General features: G+C 69.5%; 21 protein-coding genes and 1 tRNA gene. 7 read left to right on the top strand and 15 right to left on the bottom strand.

Annotated features, from left to right (window positions below):
- The first annotated feature begins 94 nt into the window (after positions 1-94).
- From AB0L00_RS41000 to AB0L00_RS40990, 3 genes are all read left to right on the top strand, one after another.
- Positions 95-1,450 carry an ABC transporter permease gene (locus AB0L00_RS41000; RefSeq protein WP_364443079.1) on the top strand — a complete coding sequence of 452 codons (1,356 nt, stop codon included), beginning with the start codon at positions 95-97 and terminating at the stop codon, positions 1,448-1,450.
- A gap of 3 nt (positions 1,451-1,453) precedes the next feature.
- Complete coding sequence (locus AB0L00_RS40995) at positions 1,454-4,198, top strand: alkaline phosphatase family protein (protein WP_364443077.1); 2,745 nt, start codon at positions 1,454-1,456, stop codon at positions 4,196-4,198.
- A gap of 176 nt (positions 4,199-4,374) precedes the next feature.
- Positions 4,375-4,551 (top strand): hypothetical protein, encoded by a 177-nt coding sequence (locus AB0L00_RS40990; RefSeq protein WP_364443076.1) that lies wholly within the window; start codon positions 4,375-4,377, stop codon positions 4,549-4,551.
- A gap of 88 nt (positions 4,552-4,639) precedes the next feature.
- Here the strand turns inward: AB0L00_RS40990 and AB0L00_RS40985 are convergent, their stop codons facing one another.
- The 3 genes from AB0L00_RS40985 to AB0L00_RS40975 form a co-directional block, all read right to left on the bottom strand.
- The gene (locus tag AB0L00_RS40985) at positions 4,640-5,017 is read right to left on the bottom strand and encodes a hypothetical protein (protein WP_364443075.1); all 378 of its coding nucleotides are present in this window, start codon (positions 5,015-5,017) and stop codon (positions 4,640-4,642) included.
- A gap of 159 nt (positions 5,018-5,176) precedes the next feature.
- Positions 5,177-5,587 carry a hypothetical protein gene (locus AB0L00_RS40980; protein ID WP_364443074.1) on the bottom strand — a complete coding sequence of 137 codons (411 nt, stop codon included), beginning with the start codon at positions 5,585-5,587 and terminating at the stop codon, positions 5,177-5,179.
- Positions 5,588-5,920: 333 nt separating this feature from the next.
- Positions 5,921-6,334: a hypothetical protein gene (locus AB0L00_RS40975; protein WP_364443072.1), complete on the bottom strand. Its 414-nt coding sequence runs from the start codon at positions 6,332-6,334 to the stop codon at positions 5,921-5,923.
- 342 nt (positions 6,335-6,676) lie between these two features.
- Here AB0L00_RS40975 and AB0L00_RS40970 point away from each other — a divergent pair, with 342 nt between their 5' ends.
- Entirely contained in the window at positions 6,677-8,152 is a 1,476-nt protein-coding gene (locus tag AB0L00_RS40970; RefSeq protein ID WP_364443071.1) for a hypothetical protein, read from the top strand.
- A 25-nt stretch (positions 8,153-8,177) separates the two neighbouring features.
- Here the strand turns inward: AB0L00_RS40970 and AB0L00_RS40965 are convergent, their stop codons facing one another.
- Positions 8,178-8,555, bottom strand: a complete 378-nt coding sequence (locus tag AB0L00_RS40965) for a hypothetical protein (protein ID WP_364443070.1) — start codon at positions 8,553-8,555, stop codon at positions 8,178-8,180.
- Positions 8,556-8,651: 96 nt separating this feature from the next.
- Positions 8,652-8,723 (bottom strand) — tRNA-Gln (locus AB0L00_RS40960).
- Positions 8,724-8,880: 157 nt separating this feature from the next.
- Between AB0L00_RS40960 and AB0L00_RS40955 the strand changes: the two genes are divergently transcribed.
- A complete protein-coding gene (locus tag AB0L00_RS40955; protein WP_364443069.1) occupies positions 8,881-10,023 on the top strand; it encodes an MFS transporter in 1,143 nt (380 codons plus the stop codon).
- A gap of 86 nt (positions 10,024-10,109) precedes the next feature.
- Here the strand turns inward: AB0L00_RS40955 and AB0L00_RS40950 are convergent, their stop codons facing one another.
- The 7 genes from AB0L00_RS40950 to AB0L00_RS40920 all read right to left on the bottom strand — a co-directional run bounded on the left by AB0L00_RS40950 (position 10,110) and on the right by AB0L00_RS40920 (position 14,662).
- The gene (locus AB0L00_RS40950; protein WP_364443068.1) at positions 10,110-10,475 is read right to left on the bottom strand and encodes a VOC family protein; all 366 of its coding nucleotides are present in this window, start codon (positions 10,473-10,475) and stop codon (positions 10,110-10,112) included.
- A gap of 121 nt (positions 10,476-10,596) precedes the next feature.
- A complete protein-coding gene (locus tag AB0L00_RS40945) occupies positions 10,597-10,980 on the bottom strand; it encodes a VOC family protein (RefSeq protein WP_364443067.1) in 384 nt (127 codons plus the stop codon).
- An 83-nt stretch (positions 10,981-11,063) separates the two neighbouring features.
- Complete coding sequence (gltX, locus tag AB0L00_RS40940) at positions 11,064-12,497, bottom strand: glutamate--tRNA ligase (RefSeq protein ID WP_364443066.1); 1,434 nt, start codon at positions 12,495-12,497, stop codon at positions 11,064-11,066.
- Positions 12,490-13,254, bottom strand: coding sequence for a fumarylacetoacetate hydrolase family protein (locus AB0L00_RS40935; RefSeq protein WP_345357414.1), 765 nt, complete (start codon positions 13,252-13,254; stop codon positions 12,490-12,492). The genes gltX and AB0L00_RS40935 overlap by 8 nt, the downstream gene beginning before the upstream one ends.
- Positions 13,255-13,334: 80 nt before the next feature.
- Positions 13,335-14,099, bottom strand: coding sequence for a cellulose binding domain-containing protein (locus tag AB0L00_RS40930; protein ID WP_364443064.1), 765 nt, complete (start codon positions 14,097-14,099; stop codon positions 13,335-13,337).
- Between the two features lie 108 nt (positions 14,100-14,207).
- Entirely contained in the window at positions 14,208-14,405 is a 198-nt protein-coding gene (locus AB0L00_RS40925; protein ID WP_364443062.1) for a hypothetical protein, read from the bottom strand.
- 8 nt (positions 14,406-14,413) lie between these two features.
- On the bottom strand, positions 14,414-14,662 hold the full coding sequence (locus AB0L00_RS40920) for a hypothetical protein (RefSeq protein WP_364443061.1): 249 nt from the start codon (positions 14,660-14,662) through the stop codon (positions 14,414-14,416).
- Between the two features lie 479 nt (positions 14,663-15,141).
- On the opposite strand from AB0L00_RS40920, the gene AB0L00_RS40915 reads away from it, so the two are divergent.
- The gene (locus AB0L00_RS40915) at positions 15,142-15,498 is read left to right on the top strand and encodes an antibiotic biosynthesis monooxygenase (protein WP_364443059.1); all 357 of its coding nucleotides are present in this window, start codon (positions 15,142-15,144) and stop codon (positions 15,496-15,498) included.
- Between the two features lie 16 nt (positions 15,499-15,514).
- On the opposite strand, the gene cimA is transcribed toward AB0L00_RS40915, so the two are convergent.
- The gene (gene cimA, locus AB0L00_RS40910; protein ID WP_364443058.1) at positions 15,515-17,086 is read right to left on the bottom strand and encodes a citramalate synthase; all 1,572 of its coding nucleotides are present in this window, start codon (positions 17,084-17,086) and stop codon (positions 15,515-15,517) included.
- Between the two features lie 362 nt (positions 17,087-17,448).
- On the opposite strand from cimA, the gene AB0L00_RS40905 reads away from it, so the two are divergent.
- Positions 17,449-18,030, top strand: coding sequence for a Uma2 family endonuclease (locus tag AB0L00_RS40905; protein WP_364443056.1), 582 nt, complete (start codon positions 17,449-17,451; stop codon positions 18,028-18,030).
- Positions 18,031-18,072: 42 nt separating this feature from the next.
- Here AB0L00_RS40905 and AB0L00_RS40900 read toward each other — a convergent pair whose 3' ends face one another.
- Positions 18,073-19,173: a branched-chain amino acid aminotransferase gene (locus tag AB0L00_RS40900; protein WP_364443055.1), complete on the bottom strand. Its 1,101-nt coding sequence runs from the start codon at positions 19,171-19,173 to the stop codon at positions 18,073-18,075.
- Between the two features lie 147 nt (positions 19,174-19,320).
- Entirely contained in the window at positions 19,321-20,367 is a 1,047-nt protein-coding gene (locus tag AB0L00_RS40895) for a 3-isopropylmalate dehydrogenase (protein WP_364443053.1), read from the bottom strand.
- Between the last annotated feature and the right edge of the window lie 12 nt (positions 20,368-20,379).

Raw genomic sequence — 20,379 nt, 5'->3', positions numbered from 1 at the left:
GTCACCCCGCCGACGAAGGAGGGCCCGTGACCGAGCGAAGCGAGGGAACCGGCAGGCACAGCACCCTGGTCACCCCGCCGACGAAGGAGGCCCCGTGACCACCACTGTCACGTCACCCCCGGTCGAGGCCCGGCCGGCGCCGGTGCTGCGGGGCTACCGGTTCGAGCTGGTGAAGCTGCTCTCCCAGTGGCGGACCCGCGTCCTGCTGCTCGCCTGCTGGATCGCACCCGCGGGCTTCGTGGCCGCGGTGAGCCTGCAGAGCACGCTGCCCGCCGATACGGTCTTCGGCCGCTGGATGCACGCGACCGGCTGGGCGGGGTCGCTCGTCGTACTGGACTTCTCGCGTAGCTGGGCGCTCCCGCTGCTGACCGCGCTGGTCGCCGGCGACGTCTTCGCGGCCGAGGACCGGCTGGGCACCTGGCGTCACCTCCTCGTGGCCGTCCGCTCGCCGAAGCGGATCTTCGTGGCGAAGGGTCTCGCCAGCCTCACCGTGCTCCTGCTGCTGGTGGTGGGACTGGCCGGGTCGAGCATCGCCGGCGGCCTGGCAGCGGTCGGCAACCGACCGCTCGTCGGACTGGACGGCCATCTCCTCTCCCCGGCGGACGCGGCCGGTACGGTCCTGCTGGCGTGGGCCTGCGTGCTGGCACCGACGCTGGCGTTCGCGGCGATCGGCCTCCTCGGCTCGGTCGCTCTGGGCCGCTCCACGATGGGGCTGCTGATGCCCGCGCTCCTCGCCTTCGCGCTGCAGCTCGCGCAGTTGCTGCCGCTGCCGGTGGCCGTACGGCTGGCCCTGCCGAGCCACGCCTTCTTCGCCTGGCGCGGGCTCTTCACCAGCCCGGCGCAGGTGGGCCCTCTCCTCGTCGGTCTCGCGGTGAGCCTGGCATGGGCGGTCGTCGCCACCGCGCTGGCGTACCGCCTGTTCCTGCGCCGCGACTTCACCGACCTGACGTACGACGGGTCGGGCCGTCGCGTCCTCCTGGCGGGGGCGCTGCCGCTGGCCGGCCTGGTCGCCCTCACCTTCGTCGTGCTCACCGGCGCGACCTCGACCAAGGGTTCCGGGATCGAGCAGGCCAAGGTGCAGGACTCGCTCGCCACCGCGTACGCCCACCTCTACCGCGTGCAGACGCGGGAGCTCCATCGCCCGGACGTCACCGAGGCGCAGCTGCGGGCCACCGCGTCCTGCGACAAGGGCGGCGACCGGGTCCTCGACCAGGGTCCGGGCAACGACTGGCGATGTGTCGTGTCCTGGCACCTTCCCGGCGCGACCGCCGTGGGCAGCGCCATCTACCAGCTCGACGTGACCGCGGACGGGCGGTACGTCGCCGACGGAGACGGACCCAAGGAGGTGAACGGCTATTTCCAGGTGCGCACCCCCACCGGGGACGCACCTAACCCTCTGTGGCAGTTCGACGGGAACGTCGATCTGCTCGCAAGCGCTTCGAAGGATTGATTCATGCACGTGACCCGCCAGCGCGTCAAGAAGTCCCGTATCGGGTTCTTCGAAAAACGCACCACCCACCGGATCCGCGTCGTGGCGGCCGGCACCGCGGCTCTCGCCATCGCCGGCGGAGGCGTCTCGTACGCCTCCACCAGGATTTTCGGCACCGATCAGGTCGGCCAGACCACCAAGAAGGGCCTGGTCGTGTCCAGCGACCAGTACATCGACCCGATCGGCGAGCGCCTCGTCATCAACAACGGCAAGATCATGTCGTCCTCGGTCAGTCCGGACGGCACCCACGTCGCGGCCGCGGTCACCGACGGTGGGATGGCGCTCGCCATCCTGGACCTGAAGAACTGGAAGGTGCAGCAGCTCGTCGGCAACAACAAGGCCGCCGACCTGAAGATCAGCGGCAACGACGTGGGCCAGGAGGGCCCCACGTACTCGCCCGACGGTTCGCAGCTGTGGCTGGGCCAGACCGACGGCTACACCAGGTTCACCGTGAACCCGGACGGCACGCTCGCCAACCCGACGTCCATCAAGATCCCGGTGGACGGGCCCAAGCACGCGCTGGTGGCTCAGGCGGTGTTCTCGGCCGACGGCAAGACCGTGTACTCCGCCGTCAACGGCCAGAACCGCGTGGTCGCCATCGACGCGGCGACCGGCGCGATCCAGCAGAGCTGGACCGTGGGCAACGCCCCGCGCGGCCTGGCGCTGGTGGGCGGCAGGCTCTACGTCAGCAACGAGGGCGGCCGCCCGGCGAAGCCCGGCGAGACCACGATCAACTCCTACAACACCCAGGTGCTGGCCAACCCGGCGACCGGTGCCACCACCACCGGCACGGTCAGCGTCATCGACCTGGCGAACCCGGCCGCCGCCCCCTCGAGCATCGACGTCGGCCTGCACCCGACCGCCCTGTACGCCAAGAACGGGGCGCTGTTCGTCACCAACACCGCCACCAACAGCGTGTCCGTCATCGACACGGCCAAGAACAAGGTCGTCCAGACGATCGCCACCCAGCCGTGGCCGGAGGCGTCGGTGGGCTACGAGCCTGACGCGGTGACGCTCACGGGCGACGGCCACCTGCTGGTGACGCTCGGCCGCGCCAACGCCGTCGCCGTCTACCGGTTCCGGAAGCCGCTGGAGCCGGTCAGCTACGTCGGCCTGCTCCCGACGGACTACTTCCCCGCGGAGATCACCACCGTCGGCGACGACGTGCTGGTCTCCAACACCCGCGGTATCGACGCCCGCCGCCCCACCACCGCCGCCGGGCACGCCACCCACGACACCACGTCGAGCCTGCAGCGGTTCAAGCTGCCGAGCGACAGGGCCATCAGGTCCGAGACGTGGAAGGTCTTCCAGCAGAACGGCTGGGGCAACAACGACGTCAAGATCGCCAAGGGCCACTCCGCGCACGCCGTGGCCGTCCCACAGCGGCTCGGCGACCCCTCGACGATCAAGCACGTCTTCATGCTCGTCAAGGAGAACCGGACCTACGACCAGGTCTACGGTGACATCCCGGAGGGCAACGGCGATCCGACGCTGGCCCAGTACGGCGAGAACGTGACGCCGAACCAGCACGCGCTGGCCAAGCAGTTCGGACTGTACGACAACACCTACGACATCGGCACGAACTCCGCCGAGGGTCACAACTGGCTCATGCAGGCCGACAACCCGGAGTACACCGAGTCCTCGGCCGGTGAGTACGCCCGCAGCTACGACACCGAGGACGACGCCCTCGGCCACCAGCGGACCGGCTTCCTCTGGACCGGTGCGCAGGCGGCGGGCAAGACCGTACGGGACTTCGGTGAGTTCCAGCAGTTCCTCACCAAGCCGTCCGGAGCGACCTGGCAGAACCTGTACTGCGACACCAAGACCATGGCGACGACCGGCCAGGACACGACCTACCCCCTGGACTCGACCTCGCCGATCCCGTCACTCAACAACGTGTCGGTGCACGGCTTCCCGAAGTTCGACACCAGCGTCCCGGACATCTACCGGTACGAGATCTGGAAGCGTGACTTCGAGCAGAACGGGCCGTCCAACCTCAACATGTTCTGGCTCTCCAGCGACCACACCGGCGGTCCGCCGAGCGGGCCCGCCCAGGTCGCGGACAACGACCTCGCCGTCGGCCGGATCGTCGACGAGATCACGCACAGCAAGTACTGGAAGGACTCCGCGATCTTCGTGGTCGAGGACGACTCCCAGGCCGGCACCGACCACGTCGACGGCCACCGGGCCCCGATCCAGATCATCAGCCCCTGGTCCCAGCACGGCACCGTCGACAGCCACTACTACTCGCAGATCACGATGATCCGGACCATCGAGCAGATCCTCGGGATCCACCCGATGAACCAGAAGGACAGCGCCGCGACCCCGATGAGCGCGGCGTTCACCAACAAGCCCGACTTCACGCCGTTCACCGCGCTGCCCAACCGGACCTCGCTGACCCTGGGTCTGTCGACCCCGCCGAGCTGTGGCCTGGACACCCCGGCGGCGCAGAACCCCAAGGCCGCGGCCGTACCGTCGGCGAAGGTGCCGGCGGCCGAGCAGCCGGTGGCGGCGAAGTGGCAGGCCTGGAAGGCGAAGCAGCCGTTCACCGGGCCGAACGCCAAGGCCGACTCCGCCAACCCCGAGCAGATGAACCACTTCTCCTGGTACGAGGCGCACGGGTGGACCAAGCCCTACCCGGGCGAGACCAAGATCTACGCCCCGGACCAGGTCCCCGGCGCGTACATCCCGTCCTCCGACAACGACTGACCTGAGCGCAACTCAAGCGACGGCCCGCCGGGAATCCCGGCGGGCCGTCCGCCTACCAGCGCGAACACTTGCCGATTCCCTCTGCTTTCGCACGGTCATCCATGCCGGCCCAACAGGGTCGGCCGCCCGGCGGCACAACGCCCGAGCGGGCGAAGAAGAGCAGAAAGGAATCGGCCATGAGTCGACCGAACGAAACGCGGCCCTCAGTCGAAAAGGGCCAGGAAGCGGCGCATCACCGCAGGCACGCCGACATCATGCGCGGCATCGGCGACTACGAGGCGGAGGGCTTCGCCATGGAGCGGGCCAGGCGGGCCAGCACACAGGCCACGCGCCTCCGGCGTCAGGGCAACTGACCCAATCCCATCCACGCCCTGGCGCGGATGACAACGAGCCGGTCCGCCTCAAGAGGGGCGGGCCGGCTCTTTCAACCGCCTGCTTTCTTCAGTCGGGCAGACAGGAGCGGAACCGTCGTAGGAGTTCCAGGGCGGTGGGGCTTCCTCCGTCGAACGTCTGCCCTCGCTGCTCGGGAGGAAGATCCGGGCCCCAGAGGCGGGCGCCGTGGCAGCGGAAACAGAAGGCGATCTCGAAGAGCAGATCGGTGGACCCGTGTGCCCGGATCCCCCAGCCGGGGAGGAAACAGCGGTAGGGCTCGCTGCCCGGTAGCTCCGCCACAAGCGCCAAAGCCTGCGTGACGTCGTCCCCCTCCCAGACGGCGACGGTGTCGCCCGTCAGCTCATCGGACATCAGGTGTCGGGCGGGGTCCGTGATCCGGACGACCTCGATGAGCTCGGCCTTGTTCCGAGTGAGCGGCAACAGCATTCCGTCCTCCAGGTCGGGACGGTAGAAGGGTACGCGGCCGCGAGCATCCTCGGCAGCGCACCCGCCCGGCTCCACTGACTCACTCTCCGCCGGCCATACCGCTCCCCGCGGCCTCCACGATCATCGTCCCGGGGTCGGCCGCACCTGGCCGTTCATCGATCAGCCACAGTGCGACCAGCCGGACGCCCATTGAATGCCTTCGGCGAAGCCACCCCACGAAATGCACGTTTTCGCAGCGCTGAGTTTGACCGGGCCGGCGTAGTAATAGTAATAGCCGGCATCGGGGGCCGATACGAGGTCACTCTGCCGATCGATATGCACTCGCAGGTCGTATCTCTTGGTCCCGGTCGGGTTCCTCACCCAGGTGACGGCGCAGTTGGACGACCCGTTGTAGAACAGGTAGATGTCGGCCACCGTGCCCAGGGCGTGGTGATCGATCTGGTAATAACCGCTACCGCACGCCCCGCTCGGCGTGGTGGCCGCTTCGGCCGGAGCGGTCACGGACACCATTGCCGCGGCCATGCCCAAACCGCTGAGCGCGAGGGCCATCGTCCGCTTCGACTTGCGCATGAGACTCCGTTTCGTGCGTCCCTGCCCAGGATCTGCCGCAGGCACGGTAGCAGCGACCAAGATCACCTGGCTATGGGCACGTGCGGCAGCCCACCCGGTCGGGGGCGCCAATGAGCCGATCCCATCCTGATCATGCTGGTTACAGCCTCAGATCGGCCAGACCGATGATGCTGGGACAGCGATGTCGCCGGCCGAAGAGCTCACCTCAGCGGTGCGAGGCCGATGGGTCGGCAGGGGCGCGGTCCAGGAGCGAAGCTCGAAGCGTCCGCCCAGGCCTCTCTATGGACTTCCCACGAATCTGCGGTGGGTGCGGCATCAGAGCCGGGTCGGCGGTCATCGGGACAGAAGGATGCCGATCGTGATCACGAGCGTCAGCGCCATAAGGGAAAGAGGAGCGAAGATCGCGAGTTGTACCAGGCAGCCTCGCTGCTTCACAGTGCCGGGAGCTCCGATGGTGCCTGCGAGGTACAGGGCCGCAGGACCGCGGTACTCCAGCTCAGATGGCTGCTCGGGGGTGAGTACCGTGGCGGCGACGCCAATCTGGCCGCCTCCCTGTGAAACGACAACGTGCACTGGCTTGTCCGCCGGGATCTCGAAGGCCGCCCTACCCCAACGCTGATGGTAATGGGCGCCGTCGATACCGACGGTGACGCCGGCCTTGGCAACTACCCCGCGGCGTGTGTGGAGCCGCAGGACCCGAGTGGGGCCGTCGTGGTAGCCGGCGTATGGGATGGGCGTCTCGCTCATGCCCGCCATCCCTACCACGGGGCTCTACTACCGAACCATCCCGCGCGCCGCCATCGGCACGCCCCGCCTAGCGCGCAATCGGAGGGCGCTGGGACAGCGATATCGCTGGCCGAAGAGCTCACCTCAGCGATGCGAGGCCGATGGGTCAACCTTGGCGTGGTTCAAGACGAATACCTCGACTACGTCCGTCGCGAGCGCGAATCTTCTCCCTGAAGTCGCCGCGGTGGTCGGGCCATCCATGATCGTGGCGTATGAGAGTTCCACCTCGTGATCTGTTCAGGTCCCACATGTCCACTGCCGATCCGTTGACATGACAGCCGTCGTCGCGAGAAGGTCCGGCCGATGAAGATCGCCAATCTGACACCTTTCGAGCGGGAAGTGTGGGATGCGTTTCCACGCGGCCGGGACGTCGAGTCCCCTGACGCCGGCAACGATAAGGCCGAGGAAGGCCGTTCCTGGGGTCCCGATCGGACCGTACGCGCCGAGGTGCTCCGGAAGCTCCTTCTCACCGGCCGTCCCGCTGACGGGGAGGTCGCGGCATTGCGCCTGGCGGGCGTACGTATCTCCGGCCAGCTGGATTTGAGGTTCGCGGCGGTCCCCTACGCGGTTCGCTTTTGGGGCTGCTACTTCGAACGCGCTCCGCTCCTGTACGCCATGGCGGTCCGCCAGCTCAACTTCAGCGAGTGCTACCTCCCAGCTCTAGACGCTGCCACCATCCGCGTTGACGGCGTCCTCCGGATCACCGGCTCACGTATCCCCGGCGAAGTACGGCTCGGTGGTGCGCGCATCTCTGGCGCTTTCTTCCTCGACGAAGCACACCTCGGTCGGGCACGCTCTGACGACTTGGAACGCAAACCGACCCTGCAGCTCAACCACGCCACCATCAACGATGACGTCTCGGGATCGCACCTTGTGGCGCACGGAACGGTCAGGTTGGCCGGAGCAACCATCGCTGGGGCCGTTTACCTGGACGAGGCCGAACTGAGCGAGCCAGGCCGTACCGCCTTGGACGCCGAGAATCTGAAGGTCGGATCAAATCTGAGCGCCTCGCGGCTCCGCACCAGCGGCGCGGTCAATCTGCGCGGGGCGAAGATCCCCGGACACCTCGACCTCACCGAGGCTCGCCTGTCCAACCCCGACGGAATGGCATTGTGGGCTAGCGGTTGCGCGATCGGCGAACTCTGGCTGCACAACGCGGCACCCATCGACGGCTCAGTGAGGCTGCGTCGCTCACAGTTCGACCTGATCCACGCCACTCCGGACGCATGGCCCACCAGCGTCAAGCTCGACGGTCTTACGTTCAGCTCGCTTAGTCCACAGCTTCCCGCCGATGAGCGGCTAGAGCTGCTGGAGCGCGACGAGGACGGCTACGTGCCGCACTCCTACGAACAACTCTCCGCCGCGTACCGACGTGTCGGTGACGACGCCGGCGCCCGCGCCGTGCAACTGGCCAAGCAACGCCGCCACCGCAAAACGCTGTCCTGGTACGCCAAGCTCTGGGGCACCGTTCAAGACGTGGCCGTCGGCTACGGCTATAGACCAACACGCGCCATGGCCTGGCTTCTAGCGCTCCTCCTCACCGGAACGGTCGTCTACGGCCTCCACCACCCTCAGCCGGTCGAACCCGGCAAGGCACCAGACTTCAACGCCCTGATCTACACGCTCGACCTACTCCTGCCGATCATCGACTTCGGCCAGGAGAAGGCGTTCAACCCCCACGGCCTCTACCAGTGGCTCGCCTATCTACTGATCGCGGCAGGCTGGATCCTGGCCACAACCGTGGTCGCCGGCATCACCCGAGCCGTCAGCCGACAATGAGCACGGCGGTTGGTGGACAGAGTGCTCACTCCCTCTCGTACTGCTCGCGGGTCAATCCATGGGAGTAGAACCCAGGCAGGCGGACGAGATCCTTCTCGAAGTCCTGGCGTTGCCGGCGCTCCTCGACCAAGAGTCCCGAGCGTCGACGCTCTGCCAGGGAGCCCATGACGATCGTCTCCGCATCGTGGTCAGGCGGCTCGAATCGGGGGAGGGCAGCGCCGACACGATCCATGGCCACTCGCACGTAGAAGTACGTCAGGCACGCCACACGGGCCAGTTCAGGTGTCGTCCCGGGGACCGACCCCCATCCGGACGTCTCGCTCCGCGCTCTTCGCCGCAAAGCGCCCTGCGCGTTCTCAACGATCTCGACGTCGGCGGGGAGCTCGTCGTAAGCCAGGTCCACCAGCGCCGTAGCGTACGGCCGACGCAGGCTGCCGCGGACCCAGAAACGACAAAAGCGGGGGTCTCTGTGAGACTCCCCGCCCAGGTCAGGTGCTTGCTGGGGTACCAGGACTCGAACCTAGACTAACTGAACCAGAATCAGTCGTGCTGCCGATTACACCATACCCCACTGGCCTGCGGATCTTCCGATCTCCAGCGCCTCAGGAAGTTTAGCGGACCTTCGCGGTGCTCGCGAACGCGATCCGGCGCGGCGGGCTCCGCGGCGGGTCCGGCGGGGGCGAGATGCCCCTTCTGCCGGAGAGCGTGCGGCGCGGATAATCTCCAATGTGGATCGAACGGGCGGGTTGACGCGCGACACCGCGACCTGGGTGCTGTACGCCGTGTTGAGCTGTATGAGCTTCCTGCTCAACGGGATGGGAGCGGTGCTGGCGCCGCTGCAGAAGGACCTCGGAGTGGACCGGGCGCAGGTGGCCTTCTACCCCACGCTGTTCGCGGCGGGGCTGCTCCTGATCGGTCTGGTGGGCGGTCCCATCGTCGGCCGCCTCGGCCGGGCGGTGACGCTCCGCGTGTCGATCGGGGGCATGATCGCGGGCGGGTTGCTGCTGGCCACGCCCGTACGGTCGTCGACCATGGCCGGCGCGCTGCTCCTCGGGATCGGCGGGGCGCTGCTCATTCAGCTGATCCCCGCGCTGCTGGGCGCGCTGCACCCGCATGCCCCGGCCGCCGCGGTCGGCGAGGCCAACGGGCTGGCGAGCGCCGCGTCCGTGCTGGCGCCGCTGGCGGTGGCCGGTGCGCTCGCCGCCGGGCTCGGCTGGCGGGCCGGCTATCTGGTGGCTCCGCTGATGCTGATGGCCATCGTGGCGGCGCTGTCCTGGAACGTACCAATGCCGAACGCGGCCGACGCTTCGGACGACGCGCCGACGGGCTCCGGAGCGGCGCTGATCGGGCCGTGGATCGAGGTCCTGCTCGCGGTCAGCGTGGAGTTCTGCATGGTCTTCTGGGCGGCCTCGGCGATGGGCGACTGGCACCACGCCTCGGCGGGCCTCGCCCCGGCGGTCGCGGCGCTGTTCCTGGTCGGCATGGCCACCGGCCGCTCCTTCGCCGTTCCGATCACCCGGCGGGTGCGCGGTCACCGGAGTCTGCTGCTCGGCTGCACGGCCGTCGCCGCGGCCGGGTTCGCGCTGTTCTGGGCCGCCCCGACGCTGCCGCTGGCGGGCGCCGGCCTCGCCGTCGCGGGGCTGGGCGTCGCGCTGCTCTACCCGACCACCGTGAGCCGTACGGTCGCCGCCTGGCCGCACGCGCCGGACAAGGCGGCGGCGCGGGCGGCCATGGCCTCCGGGCTGGCGATCGGGGGCGCGCCCTTCCTCCTCGCGCGGCTCTCGGACACGGTCAGCCTGCGCACGGCCTACCTGATCGTCCCCGCGCTGCTGATCGCCCTGGTGGCCCGCACGCTCACGTCCCGCCGCTGAGGCGGCGGCGGCGCCGCGCGGCTCAACGCCGAGGATTTTGGTCGTTCTGACGACCGAAATCTCGGGCACAAGTGCCGGCGGCGCTCCTACGCGCGGGGAAGGTACAGGCAGAAGGGGTGGCCGGCCGGGTCCAGGCAGACGCGTACGTGCTGCTGGGGTTGGTACTCCGCGAGGGCGTGCGCGACGGCGGCGTCGAGGTCGTCGACCTCGATGTCCAGGTGGGCCATCATCCGCTGCTGGTCCGGCCCGGCCGGCCAAGCCGGCGGCACGTAGTCCTGGTCCGTCTGGAAGGACAGGCCGGCCCCGCCGTCGGGCGCGGTCAGCACCACCCACTCGGGCTCGTCCTCCACGGCCTCCCGGCCGAGCAGCCGCCGGTAGAAGTCGGCGAGCTTCCGCGCGTCGGGCGAGTCGAGGACGACTCCGGTCAGCTTCAGTCGTGGCCTGTCGCTCATGGCACTCCTCGTGTCGGCCCGGGGCGTGGGCGGTGATCAGGGCGAGACCGTCATGCCCCACCGGCTGAGCCATTCCGCCGCCGTCGGCTCGTACCCGGCGGGCGGCACGCCGTCCACGGGGTCAGGAGCCGGGCAGGGCCAGGCAGAAGGGGTGGCCGGCGGGGTCGAGGCAGACGAGGGCGCGCTCCTGGGGCTGGTGCTCCGCGAGGACCGCGCCCTCCGCGAGCGCGTACGCGACCGCGGCGCCCAGGTCGTGCACCCGGATGTCCAGGTGGGCCATCATCTGCTGGCGGTCCGGCTCGGCCGGCCAGGTCGGCGGGACGTACTCCTTGGCGGTCTGGAAGGACACGCTCGGGCCGCCGCCGGGCGGAGCCAGCTTGACCCACTCGGGATCGTCGTGCACGGTCTCCCAGCCCAGCAGCCGCCGGTAGAAGTCGGCGAGCTCACGGGCGTCGGGCGCGTCCAGGACGAAGCCGATCAACGACAACTCGGGCCGGTCGCTCATGGCACTCCTCGATCGGGCCCGGGACCGGGCCTTCGGGCGTGGACGGTCGTGGCGAGACCGTCCATGCCCGGTGAGGAGTCCGGCTATGCCGCCGTGAGCCGGTCGAGTGCCGCCCGTACGCGGGCGAGCGTGCGGTCCCGGCCGATGATCTGAAGCGACTCGAACAGCGGCAGGCCGACCGTACGGCCCGTCACGGCGACGCGGATCGGGGCCTGCGCCTTGCCGAGCTTCAGGCCGTGGCGGGCGCCGATCTCCTCGGCCCGCGCCTTGAGCTCCTCGGCCGTCCACTCCGCGTCCTGGAACGCCTCGAGGGCGCCCCGGAGGATGTCCGCGGCGGGCTCCTTCATCGCCTTGTTCCAGGACGCCTCGTCGATCACCGGCTCGTCGAGGAACGCGAAGTCGACCATCGCCGTGATCTCCGACAGCACCGCGACGCGCGTCTGGGCCAGCGGCGCGAGCCGGGCGAACACCGCCGGGTCGTACTGCTCGGGCGACCACGGGGCGTACGGCTCGCGGAGCCATGGCGCGCACCGCTCGGTGAACTCCTCGACCGGCAGCGCCCGGATGTACTCGCCGTTGAACGCGCGGAGCTTCTTGACGTCGAAGAAGGCCGGCGACGGGTTGACATCCTCCAGCCGGAACTCCTCCTCGACCACGCTCCACGGGACGATCTCGCGGTCACCGGACGGCGCCCAGCCCAGCAGCATGAGGTAGTTGCGCATGGCCTCGGCGAGGAAGCCCTCGGCCTGGTAGTCCTCCAGCGCGACCTTGTCCCGGCGCTTGGAGAGCTTCTGCCGCTTCTCGTTCACGACGACCGGCACGTGCGCCCAGATCGGCGGCTGCTCGCCGAGCGCCTCCCACAGCAACTGCTGCTTCGGCGTGTTGGACAGGTGCTCCTCGGCCCGGATGACGTGCGTGATGCCCTGGACCATGTCGTCGACGACGTTGGCGAGCATGAACAGCACCGAGCCGTCGCCGCGGGCGATGACGAAGTCCTCGATCGTGGCGTTCTCGAACGTCGGCTTGTCGCGGATCAGGTCGACGACCGTGGTCGTGCCCTCGTCCGGGGTGCGGAAGCGCAGCGCCCGCCCGGGGCCGGGCTCGAGGCCGCGGTCGCGGCAGTGGCCGTCGTAGCCGCGGTAGGAGTCGCCGGTCCGCGCGATCACGTCGTCGCGCGTGCAGTCGCAGAAGTACGCGCGGCCGGCCGCGCGCAGCCGCTCGACGGCCTCGCGGTGCTTGTCGGCGTTGGCCGACTGGAAGAACGGCCCTTCGTACTGATCCTCGTCGATGCCGAGCCAGGCGAGGGCGCGGATGATCCCCTCGGTCCACTCCGGGCGGTTGCGGGAGGCGTCGGTGTCCTCGATGCGCAGCACGAGCGCGCCGCCGTGCTGGCGGGCGAACACCCAGTTGTGCAGCGCCGAACGCGCTCCCCCGACGTGGAACATGCCGGTCGGCGACGGCGCGAACCGGACTCTGACGGTGCCGGAGGCGTGCTCCGGGGAAGAAGGGTCAGTCACGGGACACCACTGTATTGCTGAGCGTGCCGATGTTCTCGATCGCCACGGACACCTCGTCGTCGACCTGCAGCGGCCCCACGCCCTCGGGCGTGCCGGTGAGGATGACGTCGCCGGGCAGGAGGGTCATGACCTGGCTGACGTACTCGATCAGCTCGGGGACGCCGTGCAGCAGTTGCTTCGTGCGGGACGACTGCTTGGTCTCGCCGTTCACCGTGGTGGTGATGGCCAGGTCCGACGGGTCGAGGTCCGTCTCGATCCAGGGGCCGAGCGGGCAGAACGTGTCGAAGCCCTTCCCCCGCGTCCACTGCCCGTCGCGCTGCTGCAGGTCGCGCGCGGTGACGTCGTTGGCGCAGGTGTAGCCGAGGATGACGTCCGCGGCCCGCGCCGCGGGAACGTCGCGGCAGAGCCGGCCGATGACGACGGCGAGCTCGCCTTCGTAGTCGACCCGCTCGGACAGGCTCGGGTAGGAGATCGTCTCGCGGTGGCCGATCACCGCGGTGGACGGCTTCATGAAGATGACCGGCTCGGCGGGCGGTTCGCCGCCCATCTCACGGGCGTGCTCGGCGTAGTTCTTGCCGATCGCGACGACCTTGCTCGGCAGGATCGGCGCCGTCAACCGCACGTCGGCCAGGGGCTGGCGCTCCCCGGTGAGCTGGATCTCACCGAACGGGTGGGCGGCGATGGTGGCGATGGTCTCGTCGTCCTCGACCACGCCGAAGGACAGGCCGCCGTCTTTGGTGAACCTCGCGATACGCACGATACGAGGCTATCGACACCACGGCAGTGCGACCGCCCCCGCCCTCGGTCTGACCAGGCCCGGTCACCGGGAGCGGCTGCTCAGCCGGCGACGAACGCGCAGGGTGCCCCGTTGAGACGGCAGCCGGTCGGCATGGACGGCGAGCCGGAGCCGCCGAAGCGGACCTGCAGCGTCGCTCCGGGCGCGAGCGGCGGCGACGTCGTCTTCCCGGTGAGGACCGTCTCCGTTCCCCTCCGCTGCAGCACGGCGTCCCACGTGTTGCGGATGTCGGCGCCCGGATAGGTGAAGGACAGCGTCCAGGACGGCATCGGCCGGTCCCCGTGGTTGGCGATCGTGACGGTGCCCTCGAAGTAGCCCGCGTCGCGTTCGACGGTGCGGTAGGCGACCTGCGCGGCCGGGGCGGCCGTGCTCGGGTTCGGCGAGGGCACGCACGGCAGGTGCCGGCAGGGGGTGGTCGACGGCTGATCGGGATCGTCGGCCGACGTGCCGGACACCGTCAGGAGGGCCACGACGGCCACCAGCAGGACACCGACGACGGCCGCGGCGATCACGACGAGCCGGCGCGGGACCCGGCGGCCCGTCCGCGGAGGACCCGCCGGTCGCCGCGGTCCGCCCGGTGGGGCGGGGACGCTCTGCTCCACGGTCGGCGGCGCGCCGTACGGGGGCGGCGGGATGGAGACGCGCTCCTGTACGGTCACCGGCGCGGCGGGCGGGGCCGACGGCGGCTCGGGCGCCGGCACGACCTGGACGTCGGTCGCCGGTACGGGCCGCGCGGGGCGCTGAATCTCCTCGGTCGTCCGCAGGTGCGGAAGAACCTCCTCGCCGTCCCTGTCACCCATCGCCATGACACCTCCCTCTCCTCATGGATTTCGACGATCGGCGGGCCGGGTTGGTTCAGTACGCGCGAGCGCCCGCGCGGTCGGGTTCCGCGCGGGCGCTCGCCGGTCCATCGGTTACGAGGACTCGAGCGGCCGGTCGAGGGCCCGGCAGGCGGCGAGCCGCTGCTGCCGGTCCAGCATCGCCGTGATCGACCGGACGGCGTCAGGCCGCCGGCGGCCGGCGTCCGCCAGCCAGTGACCGGCCTCGGCGATCAGCCGTAGCTCGGCGTCGCGGTCGTACCGCAGCGAGTTCGTACGTCGCTTGGAAAGCATGCGACCTCCTAATCGCCGATGATCTTGTCGAAGAACATGAAGGCGCTGACGAAGGCGACTCCTCCCGCCGCCACCGACGCCGCCGGCCGGTGCTCACCGATGAAGGTGAGCACGCCGGCGAGCACGGCGATGACGACGGCGTACAGGGCGATCAGCCCCGTCCGCGGCGAGAAGTGCAGGCCGCGCGGAGCAACCGATTCACCGGGCTCCGTCGCCTCGTTCCTCTGGCCACCGCGGCCGAAGACACGTACAGTCATGGCTGTCTGAACCTCCATAAAGTTCGGACTTTCCGAAGTCGACGGCCTCCTGTTGCAGCAGGGGGCCGTCGCTTTTTTCCGCGGCGACGACCCTGGCCGTACGGGGAGAGTGTGGCGCTTAATGACCTTCGTCCGCCACCGATTCTCCAACCTCGGGTGACTTTCCCGTGTCCCGAAGGTCTCTTCACGAAGACGCTAACGGAAGGGCGATCATCTCACCTGCGGCGATCCACCGGAAACAGAATTAGATTCCGAACGGTTCCTTCGCTCAGAGCGATCGCCCATTGCGATCATGATACGGACCTACAAAGAGGCGGAACCCCGACATACCGCCGATCTGACCGCCCTATTCGGGCGTTCATTTGCACGTGCAGAAGCACGTTTCAATTTCCCGGCAGGTGCGCCACACGGACGACACGCCGGGCCTTCGGAAGCCCCCTGGTGCGGGCCAGCGGGGCACTCCGAGAGAGGATCTCCCCATGAGCGTCGTGAAGATCAACGTACTGACCGTGCCGGAGCCGATGCGGGAGGAGCTGGAGCGCCGGTTCGCCGGCCGCGCCGGGCTGGTCGAGGAGGCCGACGGATTCGAGGGCTTCGAGCTGCTGCGCCCGGTCGAGGGGACCGACCGGTATCTCGTCTACACGCGCTGGCGCAGCGAAGAGGACTTCCAGCGCTGGACGGAGAGCCGCGCGTTCACGGAGGGACACGCCCAGGCCGCGGCGGAGCGCGGAGAAGGACACGGGCACGGCCACGGCCACGGCCACGGTGGCCCGGCCGCGAGCGGTTCCGAGCTCTGGTCCTTCGAGGTCGTCGAGCGGGCCACGCCGAAGGAGTGACCCGCCCGGCCGCGCGTCAGGAGGCGGTGTACCCCGCGCGGAGGAGGCAGTAGGTCACCGACTCCGCGAGGGCCTCCCACGAGGCGGCGATGACGTTGTCCTCGACGCCGACGGTGCCCCACTCGCCCGAGGCGTCGCTGGACTCGATGAGCACCCGGGTACGCGCGTCCGTGCCGTGCGCGCCCTCCAGAATCCGCACCTTGTAGTCGACGAGCTCCAGAGCGGACAGCTCCGGGTAGATCCGCTCCAGGGCCAGCCGCAGGGCGCGGTCGAGGGCGTTGACCGGGCCGTTGCCCTCGCCCGTGGCGACGATCCGCTCGCCCTTGGCGTGCAGCTTGACCGTCGCCTCGCTCACCATGACGCCGTCCGGCCGGCGCTCGACGATCGTGCGCCAGGACTCGACGTCGAAGTAGCGGGTGCGCTCCCCGTCGAGCTCCTCGCGGAGCAGGAGTTCGAACGACGCGTCCGCCGCCTCGAAGGTGTAGCCGGCCGACTCGAGCTCCTTGACCCGCTCCACCACCTCCCGCGCCTTGTCGCCGCTCAGCTCGTACCCCAGCTCCCGGCCCTTGAGCTCCACCGACGCCCGGCCCGCCATGCTGGAGATCAGCATGCGCATGTCGTTGCCGACCAGCTCCGGGTCGATGTGCTGGTACAGCATCGGGTCGACCTTGACCGCCGAGGCGTGCAACCCGGCCTTGTGGGCGAACGCCGACATGCCGACGTACGGCTGCTGGGAGCTGGGCGCGACGTTGGTCACCTCGGAGACCGCGTGCGCGATCCGCGTCATCTCCCGCAGCTCGACGCCGAGGTCGTACCCCCGCTTGAGCTGGAGGTTGCCGACGACCGTGAAGAGGTTCGCGTTGCCGCTGCGCTCGCCGTAGCCGTTGGCGCAGCCCTGGACGTGCGTGACGCCGGCGCGTACGGCCGCGAGGGTGTTGGCCACGGCGCAGCCGCTGTCGTCGTGGCAGTGGATGCCCAGCCGCGCCCCGGCCCCCGCGACCTCGGCGACGACGTCGGCCAGCTCGTCGGGCAGCATCCCGCCGTTGGTGTCGCACAGGGCGATGACGTCCGCGCCCGCCTCGGCGGCGGTACGCACGACCTCCAGGGCGTAGGCGGGGTTGGACCGGTAGCCGTCGAAGAAGTGCTCGGCGTCGAGGAAGACCCTCTGGCCCTCCGCACGCAGGTGGGAGACCGTGTCGCGGATCATCGCGAGGTTCTCTTCCAGCGTCGTGCGGAGGGCCAGCTCGACGTGCCGGTCGTGGCTCTTGGCGACAAGGGTCACGACCGGCGCGCCGGACTCGCGCAGCGCGGCCACCAGAGGGTCGTCGGCGGCCTTCGCGCCGGCCCGGCGGGTCGCGCCGAACGCGGCGAGCTGCGCGTGCTTGAGATCGAGTTCGGTCCGGGCGAGCCGGAAGAACTCGGTGTCCTTGGGGTTGGCCCCGGGCCAGCCGCCCTCGATGAATCCGACGCCCAGCTCGTCGAGGCGGCGCGCGATGATCAGCTTGTCCGCCACGGTGAGGTTGAGGCCCTCCTGCTGGGCCCCGTCGCGCAACGTCGTGTCGTAGACGTGGAAGCCGTCATCACGCATGGGTCGTATCCCCTTGGTAGTCCCGATGGTGCGCCGACGCCGTAAAACAAAATGACCCCTCACGGGACGTGAGAGGTCTGCGCGCCGGCGTAATGCTCGTCTAGGTGCCGGCGCGCCAGCCGATAATGATCAGGCTGCTGCGCATGATGACACCGAGTCTGCCACACCCCCGCCGCGACGGACACATCCGTCTCACCCCCCGAGACGCACGCCGCCAACCAGCCGAAATCACCATACCCCGCGACTCCAATCGAACTGACTATCGGCCGATTCCCCTGCGCGCGATCATCATCATCATCGACTACCTTCCGTGACTTGTCACGTACTTTACGTTCTGGACGACGGGAGAGGATGATGGGACGATGTCCATCGTGCTGGAGAACTCGATCGATTCGGAGACCGGCGGGCGGACCGACGTCGAGCGCCGCTACCAGGAACTCAGCGAACGCTGGCCGGACTACAAGGTCGAAATCATCGATGGCCGGATCGTGGTGAGGGAGGTGCCCACCACTGATCACGCCGACATCATCTTCGGACTTCTGATCCAGCTCATGCCCTACGTCACCAAGCGCGGCTGGAAGATCTGGCAGGAGGTCGCCCTCTTCCTCGGGCCACAAGTTGATCGGTACCGGCCGGATCTGCTGGTCGTGCCGCCGGATCCGCCCAAGTGGGGCGACGATCACGTCTACGGCAACGCCACCTATCTCGTGGTGGAGGTCGTGTCGAAGAGCAGCGTCCATGACGACCACGAGGTGAAGCCGCGCACCTGCGCGCGTGGGGGCGTCCCGCTCTACCTGGTGGTGGACGCCTTCGCGGGGAAGGTCCGGCTGCTCAGCCACCCGGGCAAGGACGGGTACGCGCAGGAGCTGGTCGTCGAGCTCGGCGAGCCGCTGCCCTTGCCGGAGCCGTGGGATCTGACGATCGACACCGGTCGGCTGACGTGAAGGAGGGCGCGCCTCACCGGGCGCGCCCTCGCAAGGTCCGGGTCAGGCGATCTTGTGGATCCAGCCGTACGGGTCGGGACGGTCGCCGTACTGGATGCCGACGAGTTCCTCACGGAGCCGCATGGTGACCGGGCCGGGCTCGCCGGAGCCGATCAGCCACTCGCCCTTGGCGCTCTTGACCCGGCCGACCGGAGTGATCACCGCGGCGGTGCCGCAGGCGAACACCTCGGTCAGCTCACCGGAGGCGTTGCCCTCGCGCCACTGGTCGGTGGAGATGCGGCCCTCGGCGGCCGGGACGCCGAGGTCGGGGGCGAGCTTGAGCAGCGAGTCCCGGGTGATGCCGGGCAGGAGCGTGCCGGTCAGCGAGGGCGTCATCACGCGGGCTTCCGCGCCGGAGCCGTAGACGAAGAAGAGGTTCATGCCGCCCATCTCCTCGACCCAGCGGTGCTCGTTGGCGTCGAGCCACACGACCTGGTCGCAGCCCTCCTTGACGGCCTGGGCCTGGGCGACGAACGCGGCGGCGTAGTTGCCGCCGCACTTGGCCGCGCCGGTGCCGCCGGGGGCGGCCCGGGTGTACTCCTCCGAGAGCCAGACCGAGACCGGCTTGATCCCGCCGGTGAAGTACGCGGCCGAGGGCGAGGCGATGACGATGAACAGGTAGGACGACGAGGGGCTGTTCACGCCGAGGCCCCGCTGGGTGGCGATGATGAAGGGCCGCAAGTAGAGGCTGTGCCCCTCCTGGGTCGGGACCCAGTCACGGTCGGCGTCGACGAGGAGTTCGAGGGAGCGGACGAACGTCTCCTCGGGGACCGGCGGCATCGCCATCCGCTCGCAGGAGGCGTTGAAGCGGGCGGCGTTGGCGTACGGGCGGAAGGCGACGATCGACCCGTCATCGGCCCGGCGGTAGGCCTTCAGGCCCTCGAACAGCTCCTGGGCGTAGTGGAACACCGCCGTCGCCGGGTCGAGTGTCAGCGGCGCGTACGCCTCAAGGCGCGCGTCGTGCCAGCCGTGCTCCGCGTCCCACCGGATCGTGATCATGTGGTCCGTGAAGATCTGGCCGAAGCCCGGGTTCTCCAGCAGTCGTTCGCGCTCGTCCGCCGGCGTGCGGTGGTCGGAGAGCCGGATGTCGAACTCGATGCTCATCTGAGGTCCTCTCGCGGTACGGCCTCGTCGCCGCTCCGTACCCATTGTCGCCTTATGTCGCGTTCATGTCTCCTTACCGCACGGCAGCCCAAAACGGGCGCGCCGTGGGGCGCGCCCGGAGGGTTTCCTTAGGGGGAAAGGCGCGCCCTAGCCGGCTACTCGCTCGGCGATGTCGTCGCCCGCTTCGCGGGTGGAGCGCGCGGCCCAGGCGCCCTGGCGCTCGATGAGGTCGTCGGCGACGGCCTGCTCGACCTTGCGGGACTCCTCGGTCAGGCCAAGGTGGTCCAGGAGCAGCGCGACGGAGAGGATCGTGGCGGTCGGGTCGGCCTTGCTCTGACCCGCGATGTCGGGGGCGCTGCCGTGAACGGGCTCGAACATGCTCGGGGCCGCGCCGGTCGGGTTGATGTTGCCGCTGGCGGCCAGCCCGATGCCACCGGCCACCGCCGCGCCCAGGTCGGTGATGATGTCGCCGAACAGGTTGTCGGTGACGATCACGTCGAAGCGCTCCGGCTGGCTGACGAAGAACATCGTGGCGGCGTCGACGTGGGAGTAGTCGACCTCGATGTCGGGGTACTCGGCGGCCACGGCGTCGACCGTACGCGACCAGAGGTCGCCCGCGTAGACCAGGACGTTGTTCTTGTGCACGAGGGTGAGCTTCTTGCGCGGGCGGCGGGCCGCCTGCTCGAACGCGTAGCGCACGACGCGCTCCACGCCGAACGCCGTGTTGAGGCTCTCCTGCGTCGCGACCTCGTGCGGCGTGCCCTTGCGGAGGACGCCGCCGGCGCCGGCGTACGGCCCCTCGGTGCCCTCCCGGACGACCAGCATGTCGATGTCCTCGGGCCGGGTGTCGGCGAGGGGCGTCTCGACGCCCGGGTAGAGCCGGACCGGCCGCAGATTGACGAAGTGGTCGAGCTCGAACCGCAGGCGCAGCAGCAGGCCGCGCTCCAGCACGCCGCTCGGCACGCTCGGGTCGCCGACGGCTCCCAGCAGGATCGCGTCGTGCTGCCGGATCTCCTCCAGCACGGAGTCGGGGAGCGTCTCGCCGGTCTTGTGCCAGCGGGCCGCGCCCAGGTCGTACGCCGTCTGCTCGATCTTCAGGCCGAGCGCGCCGAGGACCTTGAGCCCCTCGGCGACGACCTCGGGGCCGATGCCGTCGCCCGGAACGACGGCCAGCCGGATGCTGCGGGAAGCCATGCACGTACCTTA

Source organism: Actinoallomurus sp. NPDC052308 (assembly GCF_040679195.1).
GTDB lineage: Bacteria > Actinomycetota > Actinomycetes > Streptosporangiales > Streptosporangiaceae > Actinoallomurus > Actinoallomurus liliacearum.
Note: the sequence above shows the minus strand (reverse complement) of the source record. Positions and strands in the feature narration are given on the sequence as shown.

Excerpts from the sequence above, each read along its gene's own strand:
- AB0L00_RS40895 (WP_364443053.1), bottom strand. The coding sequence starts at position 20,367 with ATGGCTTCCCGCAGCATCCGGCTGGCCGTCGTTCCGGGCGACGGCATC.
- AB0L00_RS40900 (WP_364443055.1), bottom strand. The coding sequence starts at position 19,173 with ATGAGCATCGAGTTCGACATCCGGCTCTCCGACCACCGCACGCCGGCG.
- AB0L00_RS40920 (WP_364443061.1), bottom strand. The coding sequence starts at position 14,662 with ATGACTGTACGTGTCTTCGGCCGCGGTGGCCAGAGGAACGAGGCGACG.
- AB0L00_RS40905 (WP_364443056.1), top strand. The coding sequence starts at position 17,449 with ATGTCCATCGTGCTGGAGAACTCGATCGATTCGGAGACCGGCGGGCGG.
- AB0L00_RS40975 (WP_364443072.1), bottom strand. The coding sequence starts at position 6,334 with ATGAGCGAGACGCCCATCCCATACGCCGGCTACCACGACGGCCCCACT.
- AB0L00_RS40950 (WP_364443068.1), bottom strand. The coding sequence starts at position 10,475 with ATGAGCGACAGGCCACGACTGAAGCTGACCGGAGTCGTCCTCGACTCG.
- AB0L00_RS40995 (WP_364443077.1), top strand. The coding sequence starts at position 1,454 with ATGCACGTGACCCGCCAGCGCGTCAAGAAGTCCCGTATCGGGTTCTTC.
- AB0L00_RS40980 (WP_364443074.1), bottom strand. The coding sequence starts at position 5,587 with ATGCGCAAGTCGAAGCGGACGATGGCCCTCGCGCTCAGCGGTTTGGGC.
- AB0L00_RS40990 (WP_364443076.1), top strand. The coding sequence starts at position 4,375 with ATGAGTCGACCGAACGAAACGCGGCCCTCAGTCGAAAAGGGCCAGGAA.
- AB0L00_RS40985 (WP_364443075.1), bottom strand. The coding sequence starts at position 5,017 with ATGCTGTTGCCGCTCACTCGGAACAAGGCCGAGCTCATCGAGGTCGTC.
- AB0L00_RS40925 (WP_364443062.1), bottom strand. The coding sequence starts at position 14,405 with ATGCTTTCCAAGCGACGTACGAACTCGCTGCGGTACGACCGCGACGCC.
- AB0L00_RS40915 (WP_364443059.1), top strand. The coding sequence starts at position 15,142 with ATGAGCGTCGTGAAGATCAACGTACTGACCGTGCCGGAGCCGATGCGG.
- cimA (WP_364443058.1), bottom strand. The coding sequence starts at position 17,086 with ATGCGTGATGACGGCTTCCACGTCTACGACACGACGTTGCGCGACGGG.
- AB0L00_RS40930 (WP_364443064.1), bottom strand. The coding sequence starts at position 14,099 with ATGGCGATGGGTGACAGGGACGGCGAGGAGGTTCTTCCGCACCTGCGG.
- AB0L00_RS40945 (WP_364443067.1), bottom strand. The coding sequence starts at position 10,980 with ATGAGCGACCGGCCCGAGTTGTCGTTGATCGGCTTCGTCCTGGACGCG.
- AB0L00_RS40970 (WP_364443071.1), top strand. The coding sequence starts at position 6,677 with ATGAAGATCGCCAATCTGACACCTTTCGAGCGGGAAGTGTGGGATGCG.